General features: G+C 68.3%; 24 protein-coding genes. 15 read left to right on the top strand and 9 right to left on the bottom strand.

The features are described from left to right. The first annotated feature begins 3 nt into the window (after positions 1-3). Positions 4-198, top strand: a complete 195-nt coding sequence (locus tag AC07SQ_RS17735) for a DUF2905 domain-containing protein (RefSeq protein WP_056575522.1) — start codon at positions 4-6, stop codon at positions 196-198. A 30-nt stretch (positions 199-228) separates the two neighbouring features. After that, the gene (locus AC07SQ_RS17730; RefSeq protein WP_062477915.1) at positions 229-1,155 is read left to right on the top strand and encodes an ROK family protein; all 927 of its coding nucleotides are present in this window, start codon (positions 229-231) and stop codon (positions 1,153-1,155) included. On the opposite strand, the gene AC07SQ_RS17725 is transcribed toward AC07SQ_RS17730, so the two are convergent. Then, on the bottom strand, positions 1,128-2,642 hold the full coding sequence (locus tag AC07SQ_RS17725; RefSeq protein ID WP_354345646.1) for an aminotransferase-like domain-containing protein: 1,515 nt from the start codon (positions 2,640-2,642) through the stop codon (positions 1,128-1,130). The genes AC07SQ_RS17730 and AC07SQ_RS17725 overlap by 28 nt on opposite strands. Positions 2,643-2,814: 172 nt before the next feature. Between AC07SQ_RS17725 and AC07SQ_RS17720 the strand changes: the two genes are divergently transcribed. After that, positions 2,815-3,150, top strand: coding sequence for a hypothetical protein (locus AC07SQ_RS17720; protein ID WP_495272347.1), 336 nt, complete (start codon positions 2,815-2,817; stop codon positions 3,148-3,150). 46 nt (positions 3,151-3,196) lie between these two features. Here AC07SQ_RS17720 and glmU read toward each other — a convergent pair whose 3' ends face one another. Then, entirely contained in the window at positions 3,197-4,627 is a 1,431-nt protein-coding gene (glmU, locus tag AC07SQ_RS17715; RefSeq protein ID WP_495272348.1) for a bifunctional UDP-N-acetylglucosamine diphosphorylase/glucosamine-1-phosphate N-acetyltransferase GlmU, read from the bottom strand. A gap of 49 nt (positions 4,628-4,676) precedes the next feature. Here glmU and AC07SQ_RS17710 point away from each other — a divergent pair, with 49 nt between their 5' ends. Next, positions 4,677-5,525 (top strand): DUF6279 family lipoprotein, encoded by an 849-nt coding sequence (locus AC07SQ_RS17710; protein WP_495272349.1) that lies wholly within the window; start codon positions 4,677-4,679, stop codon positions 5,523-5,525. Positions 5,526-5,539: 14 nt separating this feature from the next. Here the strand turns inward: AC07SQ_RS17710 and AC07SQ_RS17705 are convergent, their stop codons facing one another. Further along, on the bottom strand, positions 5,540-6,310 hold the full coding sequence (locus AC07SQ_RS17705; RefSeq protein ID WP_495272350.1) for a Crp/Fnr family transcriptional regulator: 771 nt from the start codon (positions 6,308-6,310) through the stop codon (positions 5,540-5,542). 93 nt (positions 6,311-6,403) lie between these two features. On the opposite strand from AC07SQ_RS17705, the gene AC07SQ_RS17700 reads away from it, so the two are divergent. Continuing rightward, positions 6,404-6,820, top strand: coding sequence for a BLUF domain-containing protein (locus AC07SQ_RS17700; protein WP_495272351.1), 417 nt, complete (start codon positions 6,404-6,406; stop codon positions 6,818-6,820). Between the two features lie 93 nt (positions 6,821-6,913). Here the strand turns inward: AC07SQ_RS17700 and AC07SQ_RS17695 are convergent, their stop codons facing one another. Next, complete coding sequence (locus AC07SQ_RS17695) at positions 6,914-7,231, bottom strand: DUF2917 domain-containing protein (RefSeq protein WP_495272352.1); 318 nt, start codon at positions 7,229-7,231, stop codon at positions 6,914-6,916. Positions 7,232-7,406: 175 nt separating this feature from the next. Here AC07SQ_RS17695 and AC07SQ_RS17690 point away from each other — a divergent pair, with 175 nt between their 5' ends. Continuing rightward, on the top strand, positions 7,407-8,390 hold the full coding sequence (locus tag AC07SQ_RS17690) for a LysR substrate-binding domain-containing protein (protein ID WP_495272353.1): 984 nt from the start codon (positions 7,407-7,409) through the stop codon (positions 8,388-8,390). Positions 8,391-8,507: 117 nt separating this feature from the next. Here the strand turns inward: AC07SQ_RS17690 and AC07SQ_RS17685 are convergent, their stop codons facing one another. Next, positions 8,508-9,125, bottom strand: a complete 618-nt coding sequence (locus AC07SQ_RS17685; protein WP_062477936.1) for a 5-formyltetrahydrofolate cyclo-ligase — start codon at positions 9,123-9,125, stop codon at positions 8,508-8,510. 9 nt (positions 9,126-9,134) lie between these two features. Here AC07SQ_RS17685 and AC07SQ_RS17680 point away from each other — a divergent pair, with 9 nt between their 5' ends. The 3 genes from AC07SQ_RS17680 (at position 9,135) to AC07SQ_RS17670 (ending at position 12,520) form a co-directional block, all read left to right on the top strand. Then, entirely contained in the window at positions 9,135-11,165 is a 2,031-nt protein-coding gene (locus tag AC07SQ_RS17680) for a lytic transglycosylase domain-containing protein (protein ID WP_495272354.1), read from the top strand. Position 11,166: 1 nt separating this feature from the next. Beyond that, positions 11,167-11,724, top strand: coding sequence for an MgtC/SapB family protein (locus AC07SQ_RS17675; protein WP_495272355.1), 558 nt, complete (start codon positions 11,167-11,169; stop codon positions 11,722-11,724). Positions 11,725-11,833: 109 nt separating this feature from the next. After that, positions 11,834-12,520, top strand: a complete 687-nt coding sequence (locus AC07SQ_RS17670) for a glutathione S-transferase family protein (protein ID WP_495272356.1) — start codon at positions 11,834-11,836, stop codon at positions 12,518-12,520. A gap of 16 nt (positions 12,521-12,536) precedes the next feature. Here the strand turns inward: AC07SQ_RS17670 and AC07SQ_RS17665 are convergent, their stop codons facing one another. After that, positions 12,537-13,274: an OmpW/AlkL family protein gene (locus AC07SQ_RS17665; RefSeq protein ID WP_492686266.1), complete on the bottom strand. Its 738-nt coding sequence runs from the start codon at positions 13,272-13,274 to the stop codon at positions 12,537-12,539. A 165-nt stretch (positions 13,275-13,439) separates the two neighbouring features. Here AC07SQ_RS17665 and AC07SQ_RS17660 point away from each other — a divergent pair, with 165 nt between their 5' ends. From AC07SQ_RS17660 to otsA, 4 genes are all read left to right on the top strand, one after another. Next, positions 13,440-14,711, top strand: coding sequence for a multifunctional CCA addition/repair protein (locus AC07SQ_RS17660; protein ID WP_495272357.1), 1,272 nt, complete (start codon positions 13,440-13,442; stop codon positions 14,709-14,711). A 73-nt stretch (positions 14,712-14,784) separates the two neighbouring features. Beyond that, positions 14,785-15,576, top strand: a complete 792-nt coding sequence (gene otsB / locus AC07SQ_RS17655) for a trehalose-phosphatase (RefSeq protein WP_139705317.1) — start codon at positions 14,785-14,787, stop codon at positions 15,574-15,576. Continuing rightward, on the top strand, positions 15,573-17,495 hold the full coding sequence (locus tag AC07SQ_RS17650) for a glycoside hydrolase family 15 protein (protein ID WP_492732225.1): 1,923 nt from the start codon (positions 15,573-15,575) through the stop codon (positions 17,493-17,495). Before otsB ends, AC07SQ_RS17650 begins: the two co-directional genes overlap by 4 nt. Next, positions 17,492-18,877 carry an alpha,alpha-trehalose-phosphate synthase (UDP-forming) gene (gene otsA, locus AC07SQ_RS17645; protein ID WP_062481194.1) on the top strand — a complete coding sequence of 462 codons (1,386 nt, stop codon included), beginning with the start codon at positions 17,492-17,494 and terminating at the stop codon, positions 18,875-18,877. Before AC07SQ_RS17650 ends, otsA begins: the two co-directional genes overlap by 4 nt. Before the next feature lie 18 nt (positions 18,878-18,895). Here the strand turns inward: otsA and AC07SQ_RS17640 are convergent, their stop codons facing one another. Next, positions 18,896-19,378, bottom strand: coding sequence for an Lrp/AsnC family transcriptional regulator (locus AC07SQ_RS17640; RefSeq protein WP_139705322.1), 483 nt, complete (start codon positions 19,376-19,378; stop codon positions 18,896-18,898). Positions 19,379-19,519: 141 nt separating this feature from the next. On the opposite strand from AC07SQ_RS17640, the gene glmS reads away from it, so the two are divergent. After that, on the top strand, positions 19,520-21,400 hold the full coding sequence (gene glmS, locus AC07SQ_RS17635; protein WP_495272358.1) for a glutamine--fructose-6-phosphate transaminase (isomerizing): 1,881 nt from the start codon (positions 19,520-19,522) through the stop codon (positions 21,398-21,400). A gap of 245 nt (positions 21,401-21,645) precedes the next feature. Here glmS and AC07SQ_RS17630 read toward each other — a convergent pair whose 3' ends face one another. Together AC07SQ_RS17630 and AC07SQ_RS17625 are read right to left on the bottom strand one after the other, a co-directional pair. Beyond that, a complete protein-coding gene (locus AC07SQ_RS17630) occupies positions 21,646-22,452 on the bottom strand; it encodes a DUF1266 domain-containing protein (RefSeq protein ID WP_495272359.1) in 807 nt (268 codons plus the stop codon). Positions 22,453-22,455: 3 nt separating this feature from the next. Continuing rightward, positions 22,456-22,977, bottom strand: a complete 522-nt coding sequence (locus tag AC07SQ_RS17625) for a hypothetical protein (RefSeq protein WP_095743658.1) — start codon at positions 22,975-22,977, stop codon at positions 22,456-22,458. Positions 22,978-23,247: 270 nt separating this feature from the next. Here AC07SQ_RS17625 and AC07SQ_RS17620 point away from each other — a divergent pair, with 270 nt between their 5' ends. Then, positions 23,248-23,679 (top strand): hypothetical protein, encoded by a 432-nt coding sequence (locus AC07SQ_RS17620; protein WP_495272360.1) that lies wholly within the window; start codon positions 23,248-23,250, stop codon positions 23,677-23,679. The last annotated feature ends 121 nt before the right edge of the window (positions 23,680-23,800 follow it).

The raw sequence follows: 23,800 nt of genomic DNA, 5'->3' as shown, positions 1-23,800 counted from the left end.
TGCATGTTCCGCTGGCTGATCGTCGTCGTCCTGGCGCTGGTGCTCATGAGCGGCCTGACCGCCTGGCTGCGCCGCTTCGGCTTCGGACGGCTGCCCGGCGATTTCGAGTTTCGCGCCTTCGGCCGCGACTGGCAGCTGCCGATCGCGAGCACGGTGGTGCTCAGCATGATCGCGGCGCTGGTGGCGCGGCTGCTCTGAGAAACGCCTGAGAAAGAAGAGAACCCCGCAATGAGAGCCTGCGTAGACATCGGCGGCACCAAGGTCGCCGTGAGCCTTTCCGCTTCGAGCGACGCGCCGCTGATCGGCCGCCGCAGCGAGCCCACCGCCAAGACCGGCAGCAACGACGCCGTGGCGGTGCAGATCCTGCGGCTCATCGACGAGGTGTGCGCCGAGCAGGGCATCGACCCGGCGAGCATCGACCGCGTGGGCGTGTCGTCGACCGGGCCTTTCGAGCTGCACGACGGCATGGTCGAGCTGGCCACGCCCAACATCTGCGGCGGCATCGCCGGCCCCTCGCGCGGGCTGCCCAACAACTGGATGACGGCCATCGTCGAGGCGCCGCTGGCGCGCCGCTTCGCCCGCGTGCGCGTCGAGAACGACGCCGTGGCCGCGCTCGAGGCCGAGCGCCACTGGGGCGCGCTGAAGGGGCTCGACAACTGCGCCTACGCCACCTGGAGCACGGGCGTGGGCGTGGGCCTGTGCGTCGACGGCAAGGCGCTGCGCGGCAAGAACGGCAACGCCGGCCATGCGGGCCACAGCTTCGTGGTCGACGACGACAGCGGCGCGCTGTGCGGCTGCGGCAACCTGGGCGACGTGGAAGCGCTGGCGGGCGGCAATTCGATCGCGCACCGCTTCGGCCAGCCCGCGGCCGATCTGTTCACGGCCGCCGCGGCCGGTGACGCCGCGGCCCTCGAGAAGGCCGACGCGCTGTGCCGCGTGATCGGCCGCATGCTCTACAACCTGGTCATCACGCTCGACCTGCAGCGCATCAGCCTGGGCGGCAGCGTGTTCTGGCACCACCGCGATTTCGTGCTGCCGCGGCTGCAGGCGCAGGTCGACGGCAAGCTGCCGCCGCTCACGCGCGGCGTGTTGCTGGTGCCCGCCGGGCTCGGCGACAAGGTGGGCGACTACGCGGCCCTGGCGCTGCTCGACTGAGCCGCCGCGCGCGGCGATCGCACCCCCGTCGCCGGCGGGTGCTTCTGCGCCGCGCAGCCTTCCTCGACGATCCGCCCGAGCCGGCGCAGCCCCGCGTCGACCGCTTCGCTGAAGGGCCAGCCGCAGTTGATGCGCAGGTAGTGGTCGAAGCGCGAGGCGTTCGAGAACTGCGCGCCCGGCGCCACCAGCATGTGCTCGCGCAGGGCCGCCTCGAACACCGCCACCGACGACAGCCGCTCGGGCAGCTCCACCCACAGCTGGAAGCCGCCGCGCGGCAGGTTCAACCGCGTGCCGGCCGGGAAGTAGCGGGCGATGGCGTCGGCCGTCTGGTCGCGCTGCGTGTGCAGGCGTTCGCGCAGCCGGCGCAGGTGGCGGTCGTAGCCGCCGCTGGCAATGATCTCGCCCGCGGCGATCTGCGCCAGCGCCTCGTTGTTGCGCGTCTGCGCGTACTTGAGCATCTCCACCTGCGCATGCCAGCGTCCGGCCGTGATCCAGCCCAGCCGCAGGCCCGGCGCCAGCACCTTGTGCAGCGAGGCGCAATACACCACGTTGCCCGTGCGGTCCCAGGACTTGATGGCGCGCGGCGGCACCTCGGTTTCCACCAGGTCGCTGTAGGTGTCGTCCTCGACCAGCGCGATGCCGTGGCTTTCGCACAGCTGCACCAGCCGCTGCTTGTGGGCGTCGGGCATCACGCTGCCGATGGGGTTCTGCAGGTGCGGCACCACCACCACGGCCTTGATGTCGTCGTAGGTGTGGATGGCCAGGTCGAGCGCTTCCAGCGAGATGCCGGTCTGCGGGCTGGTGGGAATCTCCAGCCCGCGCAGGCCCAGGCTTTCGAGCACCTGCAGCAGGCCGTAGAAGGTGGGCGATTCGACGGCCACGGTGTCGCCGGGCTTGGCGATGGCGCGCAGCGCGAGGTTCAGCGCCTCGATGCAGCCGTTGGTGACCAGCACGTCGTCGGGCGCCACCGTCATGCCCACGCGCAGGTTGCGCTGGGCCACCACCTGGCGGAACTGCTCATGGCCTTTTTGCGAAGAGGCCGTGGTCAGCAGCTCGGGGCGCTGGCGCAGCGCGCGCGTCATGGCGTTGCGCAGCGCCTCGGCCGGGTAGAGCTCGGGGGCGGCGCGCGAGATCGCGAAGTTGAGCTTCACGTCGTTGAGGCGCCCGCGCGCCATGAAGTTGGCCATGCGCGTGCGCATGTTGACGAACTGCGCCGGGTCGGGCGGCAGGCCGGACACGGGCTCTTCCATGGCCGCGATGGCCAGGCGCTGCGGACGGCGCACGAAGTAGCCCGAGCGGTCGCGCGCCTCGACCCAGCCTTCGCTTTCCATGGCGCGGCACACCTGCAGCGCGGTCGAGAGGCTGATGTCGTGCAGCCGCATCAGGCTGCGCAGCGAGGGGAGCTTGTCGCCGGCCTTGAGCGAACCGGCGTGGATCGCGTCGACGTAGTGCGCCGCGAGCTGGCGGTAGAGCGGTAGCGAGTCCATGGGTCGATGTTCCCCGCATCGGGCATCCGAAAACAGATGCAGTTGACTGGGAAAAAGACCATAACAGATGGCGTGGCGGCCCGGCTGTTCCGGTCGCAATAGCCACCGGGTGTGCCTGTTTTTCGGGCGACGGAATTCCTACGATGAAGCCCACATCCACCCGAGGTCCGCCATGATCACCACCCTGTCCGAAGCCCCCGATTCCATCGTCCTCGAACCCGGCCAGTCGCTGCGCACCGCCGTCGACGCGGGCGCCTGGCTGCAGCTGGCCGAGGGCCGCGCCCGCGTGGTGTCGCCGCCGGGCTGGCTGGGCGAGACGGTGTTCATGACCGAGACGCTGCTCGGCGAGGGCGACATGCACTGCGTGCCGCAGGGCGGGTGGATCGAGGTGTCGGCGGTGACGGCGGTGCACCTGCGGGTGCATGCGCCCCAGCGCGCGGCCCGGGCCGCGGCGCCGGTGGCGGCGCGGCCGGTGATGCGCTTCGTGCGCCTGCTGACGGGCTGGTGAGGTCCGGGGCAGGGCGCCTGCCCCGAACCAGAGCCCGAAGCCGCCGTCAGTTCTTCGGCAACTTCTGCGGCCGCTTCCAGTTCGCGAAGCTGACCTGCTTGCCCCGCGCCACGGTCAGTGCGCCCGGCTCGGTCGACTTGTTCACCGTCGAGCCGCCGCCGATGGTGCCGCCCGCGCCGATGGTCACGGGCGCTACGAGCACGCAGTTGCTGCCCACGTGCACGTCGGCCTCGATCACGGTGCGGTGCTTGTTGGCGCCGTCGTAGTTGGCCGTGATGCTGCCCGCGCCGTAGTTCACGCGCTCGCCCACCGTGGCGTCGCCCAGGTAGGCCAGGTGGTTGGCCTTGGCGCCGGCCGCCAGCGTGGAGTTCTTGACCTCGACGAAGTTGCCGATGTGCACCTCGGCGCCCAGCTGGGCACCGGGCCGCAGTCGCGCAAACGGCCCGACCAGCGCGCCCGCGCCCACCGTCACGCCGGCCTTCTCGCCGTCGATGTGGGTGAAGGGGTGGATCACCGCGCCGGCCTCGATGCGCACGTTGGCGATGACGCAGTTCGCGCCGATGCGCACGCCTTCGCCCAGCGACACCGTGCCTTCGAACACGCAGTTGACGTCGATGTCCACGTCGGCGCCGCAGCTCAGCGTGCCGCGCAGGTCGAAGCGCGCCGGGTCGGCCAGGCGCACGCCCTGTTCCATCAGCGCGTTGGCCTGGCGCAACTGCCAGGCCCGCTCCAGCGCCGCGAGCTGGGCCGGGCTGTTGATGCCGGCCACCTGCAGCGCGTCGGTCGTGACATGCGCCACCACCGGCACGCGGTCGTCGGCCGCGAACTTCACGATGTCGGTCAGGTAGTACTCGCCCTGGGCGTTCTTGTTGTCCAGCCGCGCGAGCCAGCCCTTGAGCAGCCGTGCGGGCGCGGCCATCACGCCGCTGTTGATCTCGCGCACGGCGCGCTGCGCCTCGGTGGCGTCCTTGTGCTCGACGATGGCCGTCACCTCGCCGCCGGCACGGGTGCGGATGATGCGGCCGTAGCCCGTGGGGTCGTCGAGTTCGATGGTCAGCAGCGCGAGCCGCTCGCCGCCGCTGGCGGCGATGAGGGTGCGCAGCGTGTCCTCGGCGATGAGCGGCACGTCGCCCGAAAGGATCACCACGGTGCCGTCGTCCGGCAGCAGCGGCGTGGCCTGCTGCACGGCGTGGCCGGTGCCCAATTGGGGCTCCTGGCGCGCGAAGCCGAGCGCGGCGGCGTTCACGGCCGTGGCCTTGATCGCGGTCTCGACCTGCTCGGCGCCGTGGCCCGTCACGACCACGACATGGCGCGCGCCGATGCGCGCGGCGGTGTCGGTCACATGGGCCAGCAAGGCGCGGCCGGCCAAACGATGCAACACTTTGGGCAGCTTGCTCTTCATGCGCGTGCCCTTGCCGGCCGCCATGATGACGACGTCGACCGGTCCCTGGTTGCTCTGCTGCGGAGTCTGATTCATGCGCTTTTCTTCCCGGATTCGTTGTGCTGGACTGGCCCGAATTATCGGTGTGCTGCTGCTGGCCGCTGCCCTGGGGGCTTGCAGCGCGGTCAAGCTCGCCTACAACAACCTGCCCGAGCTGAGCTACTGGTGGCTCGACGGCTACTTCGACTTCGATGGCGCCCAGACCCCCAAGGTGCGCGACGAGCTCGCCCAACTGCTGGCCTGGCACCGCCAGAACGAGCTGCCGCGCATCATCGGCCTGCTGCAGGAAGCCCAGGGCCTGGCGAGCGCCGACGTGACGCCGGTCCAGGCCTGCCAGCTGGCCGACCGGGTCCGCGAGCGCCTGCTCGCCGTCACCGAGCGTGCCGAGGCCGCCAGCGCTGAACTCGCGCTGAGCCTGAGCGACGCGCAGCTGCAGCAGCTCGAACGCAAGTACGCCAAGAACAACACCGAGTACCGCAAGGACTGGCTCGATCGCAGCCCCGCGCAGGTGCAGGACAAGCGCTACGACCAGTTCCTCGAGCGCCAGGAAGACTTCTACGGCCGCCTGACGACCGAGCAGCGCGCGCTGCTGCGCCAGCAGGTGGCGCAGTCGGTGTTCAGCCCGAAGCTGGCGTACGAGGAGCGGCGCCAGCGCCAGCAGGAGGCGCTGGTGCTGCTGCGCGGCTTCCAGGGCGGCAACGGCGGCCCGCGCGCGTCGCCGGCCGAGGCCCGCGCCGCGCTGCATGCCTACATCCAGCGCATCGCCGATCCGCCGCCCGGCCCCTGGCGCGAGCAGCAGCAGGCGCTGCTGCAGGAAGGCTGCCGCAACCTGGCGGCGCTGCACAACACCACCAGCGCCACGCAGCGCGAGCAGGCGGTGCGGCGGCTGCAGGCCTACCTGGGCGACCTGCGGCAGCTGGTGGCGGCGCGCTGAGGCAGGCGGCGCCTTCAGATCATGGGCACCGGCCGCAGCGGGCGCTCGAAGTAGTCGCCCAGCGTTTCGAGCGCGTGCGGCTCCAGGATGCGCAGCCAGCCGCCGTCGAGCTTGTACAGGCTCAGGCGCTGCAGCCGTCGCATCGTCTTGTTGGTGTGCACCAGCGACAGCCCCAGCGCGTCGGCGATGTGCTGCTGGTTGAACGGAAACTCCACCCAGCCGTCGCGCACCATGCCCACGCGCTGGGCGCGGCGGTACAGGTGCATGAGCAGCATGGCCACGCGCTCGCCGGCGTTGCGGCGCCCGGCGGTGACGAGGTGGTCGTCCACCAGCTTTTCCTCGCGCGCGGCCAGCCAGGTGATGTCGTAGCCGAGCCGGGGCTGGGTCTGGAACAGGGCCCACAGCCGCTCGCGGGCGAAGGCGCACAGCGTGGCGTCGGTCACGGCCTCGACGCCGTGGGTCTGGCCGTCGGCAAACTCGTCCTGCAGGCCGATGAAGTCGCCGGGCAGCAGAAAACCCAGGATCTGCCGCCGGCCGTCGCTCAGGGTCTTGTAGCGGAAGGCCCAGCCCGCGTAGAGCGTGAACAGTTGCGGGCTGGCGCGGTGCTCGTCGACGATGGTGCCGCCCGCCTCGACGCGCCGGGTGCCGGTGCGAAAGGACTGGATCGCCTCCAGCTGCTGCGCCGTCACCGGCAGGAAGGCCTCCAGGCGCCGCAGCGCGCAGTGTTCGCAGGGGTTCGCACCCTGCGGCGGGGAGGCGGCAACGGGGTAGTCCTCGAACTTCACGCCGCACTATAGGCTGGCGGGGCTATGTCTTTTGACATTTCGGGGCGCAGGATGGCCCCCTAGACTCGAAACGATGTCCCCTTCTTGCACCGCATGACACAAGAACAAGCCTCTGCAGAACCCCTGTACGAATTCCTCTATTGCAGCCTGCTCGCCCCCGACCTGCCGCCCGCCACCGTGGGCGCGATCGTCACCCAGGCCCGCGCGCGCAACGCCGAGGACGGCATCTCCGGCCTGCTGGTGTTCGACGGCCAGTGCTTCTGCCAGCATTTCGAGGGGCCGCGCGAGGCGGTGCAGGCGCTGATGGCGCGGCTGCAGCGCGATCCGCGCCACGTGGCGCTCGTGGTGGTCCACGACGGCCCGCTGGCCGCCCGGCGCTACAGCGGGTTTGCGATGGGCCTGGCCGAATGCGAAGGCCCCGACCCGGTCTCCGGCCTGCGGGCCCTGCGCGGCGAGGCGGCGCTGGCGCACTTCCTGGCGCTGCGCGCCAGCTTCGACATCAGCACCTGACCGGCTGACTGACGGAAAACTGAAAACGACGGGCAAAGAAAAAGGCGGCCGAAGCCGCCTTTGTTCAGAAGAGCCGGGAGTGCAGGCGGTCGGTCAGACCGGGTCCCACACATAGGTGGCACCGTAGCCATCCCAGGCTTCCATGACGATGCGCTGGCCGGCGGCCACGGTGAGCGACTCGCCCGGGGCCAGCACGATGTCTTCGCTGGGGCCTTGGGCGGTGGCGTCGGGCGTGACCCACACGCGGCCCTGCTTGACGCGCAGCACGCTCGTCGACCGCGCCTTCAGGCTCATCGCCTCGCCGGGCGCAATCTGCCAGGCGCCACGGCGCACGGCCGGCGGAATGGCCGCGGTGCGGGTGGAACGGGACAGGGAAGCGAGCGATTCGTTGGTGCAGACGGCGGTGGACATGATGAGGACTCCTTGGCTGATCCGAAGCGCCTTTGACAGACAGAGAGGTTGGCGCAGTTCGGGAATGAATGATCGTTTTTGCGGCCTTGGAGGTCCAATGAAAACGAGGTAGCCTACTGATGCGATTCCCGCATCAATCAACTGGGCGCCGGGAACGCACACCAAAGTCATACCCATGCAACATTCGCAAACCCACCTGCGCTCCCGCCCGATCTCCGCGGGGCACCTGCGGGCCTTCGAGGCGGTCGCGCGGCACCTCAATTTCCGCGCCGCGGCCGAGGAAATGGCGCTCACCCAGTCGGCCGTGAGCCGGCAGATCCAGTCGCTCGAAGAGGAAGTGGGCGTGGCGCTGTTCCTGCGCCACACGCGGGCCGTGGAGTTGACCAGCGCCGGGGCGCAGCTGCTGCTGTCGGTGCAGCAGGCGCTGCCGCGCATCGACATGGCTGTGCGGCAGATCCGCCAGAGCGCGGGGCGCAAGAGCGTGGCGCTCACCACGTTTGCCTCGTTCGCCTCGATGTGGCTGATTCCGCGGCTGGAAGCCTTCCAGCGCGACAACCCCGAGATCGACATCCGCATCGACGCCAGCGACATCGCGGTCGACCTCGACGTGGCCGACGTGGACATCGCGCTGCGCTACGGCCCACCCGAAGGCATGCCGCCCGGGGCCGTGCGGCTGTTCGGCGAAACGCTGACGCCGGTGGCGAGCCCGTGGCTCATCAAGAGCAACCCGCCGATCAAGACGCCGGCCGACATCGCCCGCTTCACGCTCATCGAGGCCGGCGACGCGCACCGCACGCACCTGGAATGGCTCACGTGGCGGCGCTGGTTCGAAGTGAACGGGCTGGAGCGCGCGCAGCCCCGGCGCTGGCTCTATTTCAACTATGCGTACCAGATGGTGCAGGCCGCGCTCACGGGCCAGGGCCTGGTGCTGGCGCGCAGCTCGCTCATTGCCGAAAGCCTGGCCAACGGCGACCTGATCGAGGTGCTGCCGCAGCACCGGCTGGATTCACCGATGGCCTACTGGCTCATCTCGGGGCCGCGCAACGCGCTGCGTCCGGAGATCAAGGCCTTTTCCGACTGGCTGGAGGCGCAGGCCGTGACCACGCGCCAGACCATCGGCGAGGTGCCCGACCCCGACACCGTCGACAACCTCGATTGATGGAAAGGATTTGTCCCTTCCAGGAACACCGCGGAACCGGCTTTGCCGGGCCGCTGGTGTTGCCCCCGGTGAGGGGGTTGGCGAAGCGACACGAAGTGCGCGCAGCCTGGGGGAGAGTCAAGTGACTGGCCAGACGACGCCGTTGTCGTTCAGGATCGCGTCCAGCGGCAGGTCGTGCGCCTCGGGCTCGAAGTCTTCCAGGAAACCGTTCGTGAAGCCCAGCCCCACCGTGAACGGCCGGGGCTCCAGCGCCGCCAACGTGCGGTCGTAGAAGCCGCCGCCGTAGCCCAGCCGGTAGCCGCCCGCGCTGTAGCCCACGCAGGGCACGAACAGCAGGGTCGGCACGATCAGCTCGGTGTCCTTGGGCTTGGGAATGCCGTAGGCGTCTTCTTCCATCTGGCAGCCCGGGTACCAGGCATGGAAGGTGAGCGTCTTGTGAACTTTGTCGATCACCGGCAGTCCGATGCGGCGGCGCTGCGTTTCTTCCATGAGTTCGCCGTCTTCCTTCCAGCGATGCAGTGCGGGCAGCGGGTCGAACTCGCCCTTGATCGGCCAGTAGGCGCCGATCACGGTGTCGGGCCGGCCGACCAGCCAGATCCGCATCACCCGCTGCAACAGGTCGGCCCGCGCAAGGCGGTCGGGCAGCGCCAGGCGTTGCTCGATGAGTGCCTTTCGCAGTTGACCCTTCAGAAAACTCGCCGTGGCCGAGGTGTCGGCATCCTTTGACTTGTCCATAATCCCCCGATGCAGTTCCCAAGCATTTTGGCATCCGCGCGCGCTCGTCAGCGTCGCGGCGCGCCCGCCCTGGTTTTTTCCGCCGTTCTCGCACTCGCCGCGCTGCTGTCGCAACAGCCCGCCGCCGCGCAGAACAACACCAACGACGACGTGCTGGTCCAGATGAAGCAGGCCTTCCAGCGCGGCGACAAGGCCCGTCTCACGGCCTTGCTGCCCCAAGCGCGTGGCCACGCTCTCGAACCCTGGGCCGCCTACTGGGAGCTCAAGGCCCGCCTGCAGGAGGCCGCGCCCAACGAGGTGCAGGACTTCTACGCGCGCTACCCCAACACCTACCAGGAAGACCGCCTGCGCAACGACTGGCTGCTGCTGCTCGGCCAGCGCCGCGATTGGGACGGCTTCGCCGCCAACATCGCCGGCTTCCGCATGGGCGACGACGCCCAGGTGCGCTGCTACGCGGTGCTGGTCGACACGCTGCGCACCGGAACGGCCACGCAGGCGCAGGCCGACGAGGTGCGCCGCAACTGGTTCGCGCAGAAGGACAGCGACGACGGCTGCCTCACCGCCGCCGACCGCATGGTCGCGGCCCGCCTGATGACCACCAACGACGCCTGGAAGAAGGCGCGCCTGGCCATCGAGGCCAACCGGCCCGCCGCCGCGCGCGGCGCGGTCACCATCGCCGCGCCCGATGCGCTGCCGCTGTTCGAAGAGGTCAACGCCAGCGCCGCCAAGTTCCTCACCGGCCGCGCCTTCGTCGCCGCCAAGTCGCGCAAGGAACTGGTGGTGCTCGCGCTCATCAAGATCGCGGTGGCCGATCCCGACCAGGGCGCCGCGCAGCTCGACGGCAAGTGGGGCCCGATGCTCTCCGCCGAAGAGCGCAACTGGGTCTGGGGCATCATCGGCCGCGCGGCCGCGAACAAGCTCTCGCCGATGGCCGTGAGCTATTTCGGCAACGTCACGAAGAACAGCGACCTGTCCGACGACATGCTCGGCTGGCGCGTGCGCGCCGCCCTGCGCGCCAGCCAGTGGAAAGACGTCGCGCCCGCCATCAACGCCATGAGCGACGCCGCCCAGCAAGACCCGACCTGGGTCTACTGGAAGGCCCGCGCACTGAGCAGCGCCGGCGGCGACGAGCGCCGCGCCCAGGCCCGCGAGCTGTACACCAGCATTGCCGGCACGCGCGGTTTCTATGAAATGCTGGCGCTCGAAGAGCTGGGCCAGCGCGTCGTGGCGGCCACGCGGCCCGCGCCGCTTACGCCCGAGGAAAAGAACGCCGCGCGCACCAACCCGGGCCTGCAGCGCGGCCTGCAGGCCATCGGCATGGGCCTGCGCTCCGAAGGCACGCGCGAGTGGAACTACGCCACCAACCTGCACGACAAGGGCGGCATGGACGACCGCGCCCTGTTGGCCGCCGCCGACCTGGCCTGCCAGCGCGAGGTGTGGGACCGCTGCATCAACACCAGCGAGCGCACCAAGGGCGTGATCGACGTCGAGCAGCGCTTTCCCATGCCCTTCCACGACACGGTGCTGCGCAAGAGCCAGGACATCGGCCTGGACCCGGCCTACGTCTACGGCCTGATCCGCCAGGAAAGCCGCTTCATCATGGACGCGCGTTCGGGCGTCGGCGCCTCGGGCCTGATGCAGGTCATGCCCGCCACGGCGCGCTGGACCGCCCGCAAGATCGGCTTGACCGACTTCACGCCCGGCCAGATCAACGACCGCGAAACCAACATCACCATCGGCACCAACTACCTGAAGCTCGCGCTCGACGACTTCGACGGTTCGATGGCGCTGGCCGCCGCGGCCTACAACGCCGGCCCGGGCCGCCCGCGCAACTGGCGCAACGGCCCGGTGATCGACGCGGCCATCTGGGCCGAGAACGTGCCCTTCAACGAGACGCGCGACTACGTGAAGAAGGTGCTGGCCAACACCACCAACTACGCGGCCATCATCAGCGGCAAGCCGCAGTCGCTGAAGGAGCGCCTGGGCCGCGTGGGCCCGCGCAACGCCAACGAGCCCGAGCCCAACAAGGACCTGCCCTGACATGAGCTGGCGCGACGAGGTGCTAGACACCGTCGCGTCCGAATTCTCGGACGCGGGAGACGTCGCGCAGCTCACGCGCATCTCGGTGCGGCTGCTCTTGGCGGCCGTGCTGGGTTTCCTGCTCGGCTTCGAGCGCGAGCAGCAGGGCAAGGCGGCCGGCGTGCGCACCCACATGCTGGTGGCCATCGGCTCGGCGCTGTTCGTGCTGATCCCGCAGCAGACCGGCATCGTGCCGGCCGACATGAGCCGCGTGATCCAGGGGCTGGTGGCCGGCGTGGGCTTCCTGTGTGCCGGCACCATCCTCAAGCAGGGCAAGGACGAATCCCACGTGCAGGGCCTCACCACCGCCGCCGGGCTGTGGATGACGGCTGCCATCGGCATGGCCTGCGGGCTGGGCCGCGAGGTCACGGCCGTGTTCAGCGCGCTGCTGGCGCTCGCCGTGCTGTCGCTGGTGCCGCGCCTCGTGAGCCTGATCGAGCGCGTCGTGAAGCCATCCGCAGACGCCTCCGGCCCGCGCGTGATCGTCCCACCGGAATCCCGCCAGGACGGCGACCGCTGAAGCGGCCCGCATCAATTCGCGCCGCCTTCGTCATCAATCGCAGCGCGCCGCCCGGCTAGCATCGACGGCTTTGCCCCGCATTCCCGCACTGACCCGGAGACCCAGATAGATGTCCAAGCTCTACATCGGCAACAAGAATTACTCGTCGTGGTCCATGCGCCCCTGGGTGCTCATGACGCAGGCCGGCATTCCCTTCGAGGAGGTGATGGTGCGCTTCGATTCGTTCGACGCTACCTCGCAGTTCAAGCACGTGATCGGCGCCATCAACCCCGTGGCCAAGGTGCCGGTGCTGGTCGACGGCGACCTCGCCGTCTGGGACACGCTGGCCATCGCCGAGTACCTGGCCGAGCGCTTCCCCGAGAAGCAGCTGTGGCCCCAGGGCGTGGCCGAGCGGGCCCGCGCGCGCAGCATCTGCGCCGAGATGCACTCGGGCTTCACCAACCTGCGCGGCAACTGCCCGATGAACATCGAGGCCTCGCTGCCCGAAGTGGGGGCGCGGCTCCTGGCCGAGCAGCCCGGCGTGCAGGAAGACCTCGACCGCATCGTGCAGATGTGGACCGAGCTGCTCGAGACGCACGGCGGCCCGATGCTGTTCGGCGCCTTCACCATCGCCGACGCCTTCTTCGCGCCGGTGGGCATGCGCATCCGAGGCTACGGCCTGCCGGTGCCGCCGGCCATCGACGCGTACATCGCGCGCGTGGCGGCCCTGCCGGGCGTCGCCGCGTGGATCGACGGCGCCCTGGCCGAGAAGACCTTCGTGGCCTTCGACGAGCCCTATCGCACCTCGCGCGACTGAGGCTCGCCGGACTTCGTCAGAACCGGTACGTCGCCGCCAGGTAGGTGACGATCGGGTTCAGCTTCAGGCTCGCCTCGCTGCGCGCCACCGGCAGGCCGGTGATGCTGGTCGTGGTGAGCTTGGCCTTGGTCTTCAGCGGGATGTAGGACACCGAGAACGACACGCCCCAGTGCTTGTCGAACTGGTAGGCCACGCCGGCGTTGAGCACGGGCGCGAACGAGCTGTCGAGCTTGGCGGTGGTGTTCACCGAAGACGGACGCACGTGGAACTGGCTGGCCAGCGCGCCCTGCAGGTTCGACGTGAGCTTCACGTCGCTGTACCAGACGTAAGTGGCGCCCAGGCCCACGAACGGACGGAAGGCGTCGTTGCCCTCATTGAAGTAGTACTTGGCCAGCACGGTCGGGCTCCACTGGCGGGCCTGGCCGAGTTCGCCCACGCGCGCCAGCGTGCCACTGCCGTTGAGCTTGAACTTGGGCGGCACGCCGAGCACGCCCTCGACGGCCCAGTGGGGGTCGATGAAGTACGCGACGTTCAGGCCCAGCGTGTCCGAGTTGGTGACGCTGGCGCCCGAGCCGGCCAGCACGCTGTGCACGGGCGAGGTCACGGTCAGCGGCTTGCTCGAATCCTGCGGCGACAGGTGGAACCAGCCGGTGCCGACGACCCAGTCGCCCGCGTTCTGCGCCATGGCGCTGCCCGATGCCAGGACCCCGAGTGCCGCCAATGCCAACGATGCTGTTGTTGTGAGTTTCTTCATAGCTGTGAATGCTCCTTGGGTATTGAAAACAGCCCCGCGCACGGGGGCACCGGCCAGCGACCGGTGCTTCGCGCGATGCGAATTTACGAACGGTCGTTCGCATCGCTCGTCGATTATCGAACGACCGTTCTTTTTGTGCAGGAAGAGTATCCCTACACTGCACTCATGAACATTTTTCTCGTCGGCGGTGCACTGCGCGACCGGCTGCTGGGCCGCCCCGTGTCCGACCATGACTGGCTGGTGGTGGGCGCCACGCCCGAGGCCATGGTGGCGCGCGGCTACCTGCCCGTGGGGCGCGATTTCCCCGTGTTTTTGCATCCGCGCACGCGCGAGGAATACGCGCTGGCCCGCACCGAGCGCAAGAGCGCGCCGGGCTACCGTGGCTTCGTCGTGCATGCGGCGCCCGACGTCACGCTGGAACAAGACCTCGCCCGGCGCGACCTGACCGTCAACGCCATCGCGCTGCCCGCCGAGCACGTGGGCGCCGACGGCAGCTTCGAGGCGCGTCCCGAAACCCTGGCCGACCCCTTCCACGGCCAGCGCGACCTGCGCGACAAGGTGCTGCGCCACGTGACCGACGCCTTCCGCGAAGACCCGGTGCGCATCCTGCGCGTGGCGCGCTTTGCCGCGCGCTTCGACGACTTCACCGTCGCGCCCGAAACCATGGCACTCATGCGCGAGATGGTCGCGGCCGGCGAGGTCGATGCGCTGGTGCCCGAGCGCGTGTGGCAGGAGCTCGCGCGCGGCCTGATGGAAACGCGGCCCTCGCGCATGTTCGAGGTGCTGCGCGACTGCGGCGCGCTCGCCGTGCTGCTGCCCGAGGTCGACCGGCTCTGGGGCGTGCCGCAACCGGCGCAGCACCACCCCGAGATCGACACCGGCGTGCACCTGATGATGGTGCTCGACACCAGCGCGCGGCTGGGCGCCACGCTGCCCGTGCGATTCGCCTGCCTGATGCACGACCTCGGCAAGGGCACCACGCCCGCCGACATGCTGCCGCGCCACATCAACCACGAGCTGCGCAGCGTCGACCTGCTGCAGGCCGTGTGCGAACGCTGGCGCGTGCCGGTGGAGCTGCGCGAGCTGGCCGAGGTGGTGGCGCGCGAGCACGGCAACATCCACCGCAGCGGCGCGCTCGACGCGACGCCGCTGGTGCGCCTGCTGGAGCGCTGCGACGCCTTCCGCAAGCCGGCGCGCTTCGCCGAGGCGCTGCTGGCCTGCGAATGCGACGCGCGCGGCCGGCTCGGCTTCGAGGACACCGCCTACCCGCAGCGCCCACGCCTGCTCGCGGTGCTCGCCGCCGCCCAGGCCGTGGCCACCGACGTGGTGGCGCGCGAGGCGCAACAGGCCGGCGCCACCGGGCCGCGCATCGGCGAGGCGATCCACCGCGCGCGCATCGCGGCGGTGAAGGCCTCGTTGCCGGCCACGGCCGACTGAATCCCCGCCATCGGCGCACGCCGGGACTTTGGCCGACACGCGCCGCGTGCGAGCCGTGCTATGGTTTTTCCCAATGCCAAAGTCCTCCAGCAGCAACGCCCAGTTGCCACCTCCGCCGGGCCGGGACGCCGCCCTTTTTCTCGACTTCGACGGCACGCTGGTCGGCCTCGCCGCCACGCCTGAAGCCATCGAGGTGCCGCCCGCCCTTGTGCCCCTGCTGAGCGACCTGCGCGACCTGCTCGGTGGCGCGCTCGCCGTGGTGTCGGGGCGCCAGATCGATGCCATCGACCGCTTTCTCGCGCCGCTGCGGCTGCCCGCGGCCGGCGAGCACGGCGTGCAGCGCCGCGATGCCAAAGGCGGCATGCAGGAGCAGCGCCCGCCCGACCTCGTCCCGATCCTGGACGTGGCCAACGAACTCGCGCGCATCCACGAAGGCCTGTTGGTCGAGCGCAAGCACGGCGCCATCGCGCTGCACTACCGGCTCGCGCCGCAGCTGGAGGCCGTGTGCCGCGACGCGATGGCGCGCGCCATCGAAGGCCGTCCGCAGCTCGAGCTCATGCACGGCAAGTTCGTGTTCGAGGTGAAGCCTTCGGGCGTCAACAAGGGCCTCGCGATCGAAGCCTTCATGACCGAAGCGCCGTTCGCGGGCCGCACGCCGGTCTTCGCGGGCGACGACACCACCGACGAGAGCGGCTTCGCCGTCGTGCAGCCGCGTGGCGGCGTCGCGATCAAGGTCGGCGCCGGGCCGAGCCTGGCGCTGCACCGGCTCGAATCGCCGCGCGCGGTCTACGAATGGCTGGTGCAGGCGCGTGACCTGCTGGCTGCACCCGCTCCCCAGACACCATCACCGAGGAAGCCCGCATGAGCGAACAACAACTGCCGAAGGCTCCGGAGGACCGCGCGGGCGACGCCCTGGCCGGCGCGGCAGGCCCCGACGACCAGGCGCCCGTCGACGCCGCGAAAGTGGCTGCGGCCCCGCCGCGCGGCTTCGCGCCGCCGGCCGAGCCTTCGCTCAATGTCGGCGTGATCGGCAACTGCGCCTACAGCGCGCTCATCGATGCGCGCGCCCGCGCCGTCTGGTGCTGCCTGCCGCGCTTCGACGGCGACCCGGTCTTCAACGCGCTGCTGCACCCCGGCGAGGAGGCCGGCGCCTGGGCCATCGAGATCGAGGACTTCGCCTCCAGCAAGCAGTGGTACGAGCCCAATACCGCCGTGCTGCGCACGCAGCTGTTCGACAGCGCGGGGCAGGGCATCGAGATCACCGACTTCGCGCCGCGCTTTCACAGCCGCTCGCGCTACTTCCGTCCGCTCATGATGGTGCGCCGCGTGCGCCCCATCGCCGGCGCGCCGCGCATCCGCGTGGCGCTCGACCCGCGCTTCCAGTGGGGCGCCTCGGCGCCGACCGAGGTCACGCGCGGCAGCAACCACATCCGCTACGTCGGGCCCGACGTGACCTTGCGGCTGAACACCGACGCGTCGATCTCGCACATCCTGTCGCGCCAGCCTTTCGTGATCTCGCGCGAGTACAACTTCATGTTCGGCGTGGACGAGACGCTGCTCGAAGGCATCGCCGACACCGCGCGCAAGTTCGAGCAGGAAACCATCGCCTACTGGCGCACCTGGAGCAAGCGCCTGGCCATTCCCTTCGAGTACCAGGACGCGGTGATCCGCGCGGCCATCACGCTCAAACTCTCGCTGTACGAGGACACCGGCGCCATCGTGGCCGCCATGACCACCAGCATCCCCGAGGCGCCGGGCAGCCAGCGCAACTGGGACTACCGCTACTGCTGGTTGCGCGACGCCTTCTTCGTGGTGCGCGCGCTCAACTCGCTGAGCGAAGTGGGCACGATGGAAGACTACCTGCGCTGGCTCGGCAACGTGGTGATCGGCTCGCACGGCGAGCACATCCAGCCGCTGTACGGCATCGGGCTGGAGCGCGAGCTGCCCGAGTCCTTCGTCGAGGGCCTGCCCGGCTACCGCGGCATGGGTCCGGTGCGCGTGGGCAACCAGGCGCAGGAGCACTTCCAGCACGACGTGTACGGCAACATCGTGCTCGGCGCGGCACAGGCTTTTCATGACCACCGGCTGCTCAGCCGCGCGGGCGTGGCGGAGTTTCCGCACCTGGAGGCGGTGGGCGAGCAGGCCGTGCGCGTGTACGGCACGCCCGACGCCGGCATGTGGGAGCTGCGCACGCGTGCCCGCGTGCACACCAGCTCGGCGCTGATGAGTTGGGCCGCTTGCGACCGGCTCGCCAAGATCGCGCGCACGCTGGAGCTGCCCGAACGCGCCGCCTACTGGCACGGCCATGCGGCGCGCATGAAGGAAGAAATCCTCGCCAAGTCGTGGTGCGAAGAGCGCCAGGCCTTTGCCGAAAGCTTCGGCGGGCACGAGCTCGACGCGAGCATCCTGCTGATGGTCGAGGTGGGCCTGATCGATGCGCGCGACCCGCGCTTCATCTCCACCGTCGACGCGATGGAAAAGTCGCTGTGCGACGGCCCCTACATGCGCCGCTACGAAGCGGCCGACGATTTCGGCAAGCCCGAGACCGCCTTCAACATCTGCACCTTCTGGCGCATCGACGCGCTGGCCAAGATCGGCCGCAAGGCCGAGGCGCGCCAGATCTTCGAGACCATGCTCGCCGCGCGCAACCCGCTGGGGCTGCTGTCGGAAGACACGCACCCGGTCACGGGCGAGATGTGGGGCAACTTTCCGCAGACCTATTCGATGGTCGGCATCATCAACGCGGCCGTGCGCCTGTCCGCTCCCTGGGATTCGTGCATATGAGTCGTCTCGTCGTTGTTTCGAACCGCGTGGCCGACCCGCGCAAGCCCGCCGCCGGCGGCCTGGCCGTGGCCCTGGGCGAGAGCCTGCAGCAAAGCGGCGGCCTGTGGTTCGGCTGGAGCGGCCAGATCGTCGAAGGCGGGCCCACGGGCGAAGGCGAGCTGCACAAGCAGCAGGCCGGCAAGGTGACGCTGGCCACGCTCGACCTGAGCCGCGACGACCACGACAGCTACTACCTGGGCTACAGCAACGACGTGCTCTGGCCGGTGTTCCACAACCGCCTGGACCTGGCGCATTTCGATGCCGGCTTCATCGGCGGCTACCGGCGCGTGAACCAGCTGTTCGCGCGCAAGCTGATGCCGCTGCTGAAGGACGACGACATCATCTGGATCCACGACTACCACCTGATGCCGCTGGCCGCCGAGCTGCGCGCCATGGGTTGCAAGCAGCGCATCGGTTTCTTTCTGCACATTCCGCTGCCGCCGCAGATCATCATCGCGGCCATTCCGCAGCACGAATGGCTGATGCGCTCGCTGTTCTCGTACGACCTGATCGGCTTCCAGGCGCAGCAGGACGTGCAGCACTTCGAGCACTACGTGCGCAACGAGGCCCATGGCGAGTACCTGGGCAACGACATGTACCGGGCCTACGGGCAGACGGTGCGCTGCAACGCCTTCCCCATCGGCATCGACGTGGACGAGTTCGCGGCGCTCACGCACGCCAAGGAATCGCGCGACATGTACGAGACCATGAAGCGCGAGTACTCGAGCCGCCGGTTGCTGCTGGGCATCGACCGGCTCGACTATTCGAAGGGCATCCCCCAGCGCGTGCGCTCGTTCCGTGAGCTGCTGGCCAACTACCCCGAGAACCGCCGCAGCGCCACGCTGATCCAGATCGCCTCGCCCACGCGCGAGACGGTCGATGCCTACGCCGACATCCGCAAGGAGCTCGAGTCGCTGTGCGGCGCCATCAACGGCGACTACGGCGAACTCGACTGGATGCCCGTGCGCTACATCCACCGCATGGTGGCGCGCCGCCGCGTGCCCGGCCTGTGCCGCGCGGCGGCCGTGGGGCTGGTGACGCCGCTGCGCGACGGCATGAACCTCGTGGCCAAGGAATACATCGCGGCACAGGACCCGGCCGACCCCGGCGTGCTGGTGCTGTCGCGCTTCGCTGGCGCGGCCGAGCAGCTGAAGGAAGCGCTGCTGGTGAATCCGTACGACACGCACGGCACCGCCGAGACGGTGCAGCAGGCGCTGCAGATGCCGCTGGAAGAGCGGCGCGAGCGGCACCAGAAGCTGCTGTCGCGCATCCGGGCGCAGGACATCCACTGGTGGCGGCGCACGTTTCTCGAAGCGTTGCGCGAGGCGGCGAGCGAGCGCTGATCGCGACCGGAGCCCGCGTCAGCCCAGCGGCACGCGGGCCCCGAATTTCGCGCGCTTGAGGCTGAAGAACGCCTTCACGTTGCGCACGTTGGCGTCGGCCGTGAACAGCCGCTGCGTCAGCGCGCCGTAGCCGGGCATGTCGCGCGCCACCACCACCAGCACGAAATCGGGCCCCGGCGACACGCGCCAGCACTGCTGCACCGCGTCGTCCGCGATCACGCGGGCCTCGAAGGCGTCGAGCGCGGCGGCGTCCTGCCGGTCGAGCGAAATCTCCACCACCGCCTGCAGGCCGTGGCCCAGCACCGTGGCGAGGCGGTCGGGCGAGAGCAGGGCGACCTGGCGCTCGATGAGCCCTTCCTGGCGCAGCCGCTGCACGCGGCGCAGGCAGGTCGGCGGCGAGATGCCCACCTCGGCGGCCAGGCGCTGGTTGGTCTGCGAGGCGTCGTTCTGGAGCGCGTCGAGCAGCTTGAGGTCGATGGCGTCGAGGGAGATTGATTCCATATGAGTTGAAATTATGGAATAAAACTCCATCTGTAGGTTTGAGTGAAATAAAAATCCAAAACTGTGGAAATTTAGACGCCATATTTCTTGGTCGTCTCCCTACCATCGAGCCCTTCTGTTCTTCAAGACAAGGTACACCCCATGTGCGGCATCGTCGGCGCAGCCTCCCATCGCGACATCGTTCCGGTCCTGGTCCAGGGCCTTCAGCGGCTCGAATACCGCGGCTATGACTCCTGCGGCGTCGCGGTGCATGCCGGCGGCCTGAGCCGCGCACGCACCACCTCGCGCGTGGCCGACCTGCTGACCCAGGTGCGCGACGACAAGGTCGAAGGCCTCACCGGCATCGCCCACACGCGCTGGGCCACCCACGGCGCACCGGCCGTGCACAACGCGCACCCCCACTTCAGCCACGGCGTCGGCGCCGACGCGCCCGCCGCGCGCCCGGGCCGCATCGCGCTCGTGCACAACGGCATCATCGAGAACCACGAGCCGCTGCGCGCCGCGCTCGAGGCCAAGGGCTACGTGTTCGAGAGCCAGACCGACACCGAGGTCATCGCCCACCTCGTCGACAGCCTCTACAACGGCGACCTGTTCGAAGCCGTCAAGGCCGCCGTGCTGCAGCTGCACGGCGCCTACGCCATCGCCGTCATCTGCCGCGACGAACCGCAGCGCGTGATCGGCGCGCGCGCCGGCTCGCCGCTGATCCTGGGCGCCGGCAAGGACGGCACCGAGAACTTCCTGGCCAGCGACGCGATGGCACTGGCCGGCGTGACCGACCAGATCGTGTACCTCGAAGAAGGCGACGTGGTCGACCTGCAGCCGGGCAAGTACTGGATCGTCGACAAGAACCACAAGCCCGTCACGCGCACCGTGCGCACCGTGCACGCCCACAGCGGCGCGGCCGAGCTGGGCCCGTACCGCCACTACATGCAGAAGGAAATCTTCGAGCAGCCGCGCGCCATCGGCGACACGCTCGAAGGCGTGGAAGGCATCGTGCCCGAGCTGTTCGACGGCATCGGCCAGGACGGCGCCACGGGTGCGAGCGCGCACCGCGTGTTCCAGGACATCGACAAGATCCTCATCCTGGCCTGCGGCACCAGCTACTACAGCGGCTGCACCGCCAAGTACTGGCTCGAGAGCATCGCGAAGATCTCCACCCAGGTCGAGATCGCCAGCGAGTACCGCTACCGCGACTCCGTGCCCGACCCCAAGACGCTGGTCGTCACCATCAGCCAGTCGGGCGAAACCGCCGACACGCTGGCCGCGCTCAAGCACGCGCGCTCGCTGGGCATGGAACAGACGCTGACCATCTGCAACGTCGCCACCAGCGCCATGGTGCGCGAGTGCAAGCTGGCCTACATCACGCGCGCCGGCGTCGAAATCGGCGTGGCCTCGACCAAGGCCTTCACCACCCAGCTCGCGGGCCTGTTCCTGCTCACGCTCGCCATCGCGCAATCGAAGGGCCGCCTGAGCGCCGTCGACGAGGCGCGCTACCTGAAGGAAATGCGCCACCTGCCCGTCGCGCTGCAGTCGGTGCTGGCGCTCGAGCCGCAGATCATCGGCTGGGCCGAAGACTTCGCGCGCAAGGACAACGCCCTGTTCCTGGGCCGCGGCCTGCACTACCCGATCGCGCTCGAAGGCGCGCTCAAGCTCAAGGAAGTGACCTACATCCACGCCGAGGCCTACGCCGCCGGCGAACTCAAGCACGGCCCGCTCGCGCTCGTCACCAGCGAGATGCCCGTGGTCGCCGTGGCGCCGAACGACGCCCTGCTCGAAAAGCTCAAGAGCAACCTGCAGGAAGTGCGCGCCCGCGGCGGCGTGCTTTACGTGCTGGCCGACGGCGACACGCAGATCGCCAGCGGCGAAGGCCTGCACGTGATCCGCATGCCCGAGCACTACGGCGCGCTGTCGCCGCTGCTGCACGTGGTGCCGCTGCAGCTGCTGGCGTATCACACGGCGTGTGCGCGCGGGACCGACGTGGACAAGCCGCGCAACCTCGCGAAAAGCGTGACGGTGGAGTGAGCGTGCGTGGGCGACGCGATCCTGATGATCTCGCCAAATAAAGTCTTGAACGCGGAAATAGCGTCGTAAATACTTTGAATTTGTTGATTTCCGTTTACGAGTAATCCAGTCCTCCATGCGAACAACGGCCGCAAGACATTGCGGCCGCTCAGTTCACGATGGACAGGTGGATCAAACGTCCACGGAAATCAACATGGAGCGATCCGACGAGTTGGATATTTTTCAGCGCGGTCGTCGAATGCAACTCACAGAGGCGAAAGCACCCAAGGGCTCCGCTCATCGGTCATGAGATCTTCGGCAATACCGATGATTCCGCCCAGCGTCATATTCTGACCCGCCCAGCTGGCCCGGCCGATGATGTAGCTCTTTGCAAACTGCGGCCAGGACGAAAAATTCGAGCGCAATTCTTTGTCTGCATGGGCAAGAACTCGATCGAATTCGGCCTGCTCGATGTATTTGCAGTCCAATGACATTCTTGCAACCGTGACGAGGCGGCCCAGATCCCAGGCAAGGATGCCGGCGCTGTAATCCTTGGGAAGGTACGAGCCATTGACTTTGTCTTCGAGAAGACGAAAAACGGACCGCAGATTTTCCAGCATCTCCATCGCCTGCGCCAAAGCCGAGAAAATGAGATCTTTTTCCTCACTCGGCCCCTGCGCAGCAATCTGCTCGCGCACCGTTTCCGGGGAACCGTAGCGCCCACTGGCGATCAAGGCCTCGAGAATCTCCTGGCGCTCCTCTCCCGAAGCACCATCGCTGTAAATACGAAAAACAATGTCGTAAAAAAAGCGATGGCCATGGCGACCGAGTGACGCCAGGGTTTCAGCAGCCTCCTGGGGCGAGCGTATGCCCCAGTGCGAGCCAAGTCCCTCGGAGAGAGTTTCGTCAGACAGCCCCGTTGCGTAGCTGTCGCAATACGCCATGATCTGTTCGGAGTTGATGAGCCCCGCTTGAAGTGCGCGCTGCGCTGCCGGATCCGCTGCGGCCCCATTGGGGCAGTTTCTGTATTTTTTGCCAGAAACTATCTGGAACAACTTCTTCAAGAAACCCATGGGTCAGATTTGCTTGAAGGTGGCATTGACGGCGCGATGCTTGAGCGCATTCACAAGAACTTCAAAGTCTGAATCCTTCACCATGTGAATGGCATCGAACTCGTGCTTCTTGGGTGCCATCGACGGCGTGCTGATTTCTATTGTTTTCTCCGCACTCGATGTAGAGGTTTCCGGGATGTCCGTGATGGTGACTTGATTGATGGCGTCATAGCCCACGGTGGTCAGTACGCCCGAGAATTTCTTGACGGTCGTGAAAGACATGCCCTTTTCATCAAGAACAATGCTGGCGCCCTGGCTGTTGGCTGCGCGCTTCTTGAAAAGTGTTCCGACCGTAAGGTACGTGACGTAAGCCCCGATCAACATGAGAACGCCATTGGCCACGCCGGTCGGCAGGTGAAGCCGAAGGGTGCCTATTTTCAGATCCGCAATCGGATAAAAAATGGCGGCAATGATAATTGCCGGGCCAATCAGGCCGAAAACGTACTCGAGAATCGAGTACTCCATCTTGTAATTGATGGTGTGCATGTAGCATTTTTCCTTATAGTTGATTTGGCCGGGCGATCGCCCGGTAGGTAGTCGGTCCTGCAAAATTCCTCCAACCCCCGGACTAATGTAACAAATCGCGTCTTGATGCCGCCGACCTGCTGTACCTCCAATGCGCCTGCAGAGGCTTCGCCTGCCTTCGTGCGCAACACGTGCATCGCGATGGCGGTAAGCGCACTTCTGGCTGCTTGCGGTTCACACGATTCCCAGCCGCCCGAGCGAACGCGACCCGCGCCTGCTGCCCCCACCACGGTGATGCTGCCGTCCGTCGTGTACGGGCATGACCAGGGCCGCCGGATGTCCGAAGCCGATGACGCGTGCGGTGTGCCGGACCCGCTGCGTCAGGCCGTGCAAGATCAGTTGAAGGCGCGGTATGAGGTTGTGCGCCCTGTGCCGGGTCCCGGCAGGGAGGCCGCCCTTGTGCTGAAGATCGACATCATGGACATCGTGACCGTCAGCGCCGGTGGCCCCACGATCGTGGTCATCCATGCGGTGCTTGAACAACCGGGACTGCCCGCTGCGCAATTCAAAGCCCTGCGCCAAGAGCACACCCCCTACGCTGAAATCACGGCGGAGACGACCGAATGCAGCGCAATGGACGCAGTGATTCACGGCTTGGGCGTGGACGTTGCAACATGGATGCGCAAGCCGGAGGACGGGGTGTCGCTGGTGAACGGAGAGTGAGTGTGGTCTTCGACTTGGTTGGTCCAGGTCAGCTCCTCGCACACGCGACCGCGCGACCGCGCGGCCTTCATGGACAAACGGTAATGAAACGTGGGCCTTTCCCGCTTCCAGCTGGGCTAGG

The organism is Variovorax sp. GW821-FHT06D12 (assembly GCF_059419205.1).
Note: the sequence above shows the minus strand (reverse complement) of the source record. Positions and strands in the feature narration are given on the sequence as shown.

Coding starts and splice junctions, on each gene's coding strand:
- AC07SQ_RS17660 (WP_495272357.1), top strand. CDS start 13,440: ATGAACATTTTTCTCGTCGGCGGTGCACTGCGCGACCGGCTGCTGGGC.
- glmU (WP_495272348.1), bottom strand. CDS start 4,627: ATGAATCAGACTCCGCAGCAGAGCAACCAGGGACCGGTCGACGTCGTC.
- AC07SQ_RS17625 (WP_095743658.1), bottom strand. CDS start 22,977: ATGCACACCATCAATTACAAGATGGAGTACTCGATTCTCGAGTACGTT.
- AC07SQ_RS17685 (WP_062477936.1), bottom strand. CDS start 9,125: ATGGACAAGTCAAAGGATGCCGACACCTCGGCCACGGCGAGTTTTCTG.
- AC07SQ_RS17670 (WP_495272356.1), top strand. CDS start 11,834: ATGTCCAAGCTCTACATCGGCAACAAGAATTACTCGTCGTGGTCCATG.
- AC07SQ_RS17730 (WP_062477915.1), top strand. CDS start 229: ATGAGAGCCTGCGTAGACATCGGCGGCACCAAGGTCGCCGTGAGCCTT.
- AC07SQ_RS17665 (WP_492686266.1), bottom strand. CDS start 13,274: ATGAAGAAACTCACAACAACAGCATCGTTGGCATTGGCGGCACTCGGG.
- AC07SQ_RS17735 (WP_056575522.1), top strand. CDS start 4: ATGTTCCGCTGGCTGATCGTCGTCGTCCTGGCGCTGGTGCTCATGAGC.
- otsA (WP_062481194.1), top strand. CDS start 17,492: ATGAGTCGTCTCGTCGTTGTTTCGAACCGCGTGGCCGACCCGCGCAAG.
- AC07SQ_RS17630 (WP_495272359.1), bottom strand. CDS start 22,452: ATGGGTTTCTTGAAGAAGTTGTTCCAGATAGTTTCTGGCAAAAAATAC.
- AC07SQ_RS17720 (WP_495272347.1), top strand. CDS start 2,815: ATGATCACCACCCTGTCCGAAGCCCCCGATTCCATCGTCCTCGAACCC.
- AC07SQ_RS17690 (WP_495272353.1), top strand. CDS start 7,407: ATGCAACATTCGCAAACCCACCTGCGCTCCCGCCCGATCTCCGCGGGG.
- glmS (WP_495272358.1), top strand. CDS start 19,520: ATGTGCGGCATCGTCGGCGCAGCCTCCCATCGCGACATCGTTCCGGTC.
- AC07SQ_RS17675 (WP_495272355.1), top strand. CDS start 11,167: ATGAGCTGGCGCGACGAGGTGCTAGACACCGTCGCGTCCGAATTCTCG.
- AC07SQ_RS17725 (WP_354345646.1), bottom strand. CDS start 2,642: ATGGACTCGCTACCGCTCTACCGCCAGCTCGCGGCGCACTACGTCGAC.
- AC07SQ_RS17650 (WP_492732225.1), top strand. CDS start 15,573: ATGAGCGAACAACAACTGCCGAAGGCTCCGGAGGACCGCGCGGGCGAC.
- otsB (WP_139705317.1), top strand. CDS start 14,785: ATGCCAAAGTCCTCCAGCAGCAACGCCCAGTTGCCACCTCCGCCGGGC.
- AC07SQ_RS17680 (WP_495272354.1), top strand. CDS start 9,135: ATGCAGTTCCCAAGCATTTTGGCATCCGCGCGCGCTCGTCAGCGTCGC.
- AC07SQ_RS17640 (WP_139705322.1), bottom strand. CDS start 19,378: ATGGAATCAATCTCCCTCGACGCCATCGACCTCAAGCTGCTCGACGCG.
- AC07SQ_RS17700 (WP_495272351.1), top strand. CDS start 6,404: ATGACACAAGAACAAGCCTCTGCAGAACCCCTGTACGAATTCCTCTAT.
- AC07SQ_RS17695 (WP_495272352.1), bottom strand. CDS start 7,231: ATGTCCACCGCCGTCTGCACCAACGAATCGCTCGCTTCCCTGTCCCGT.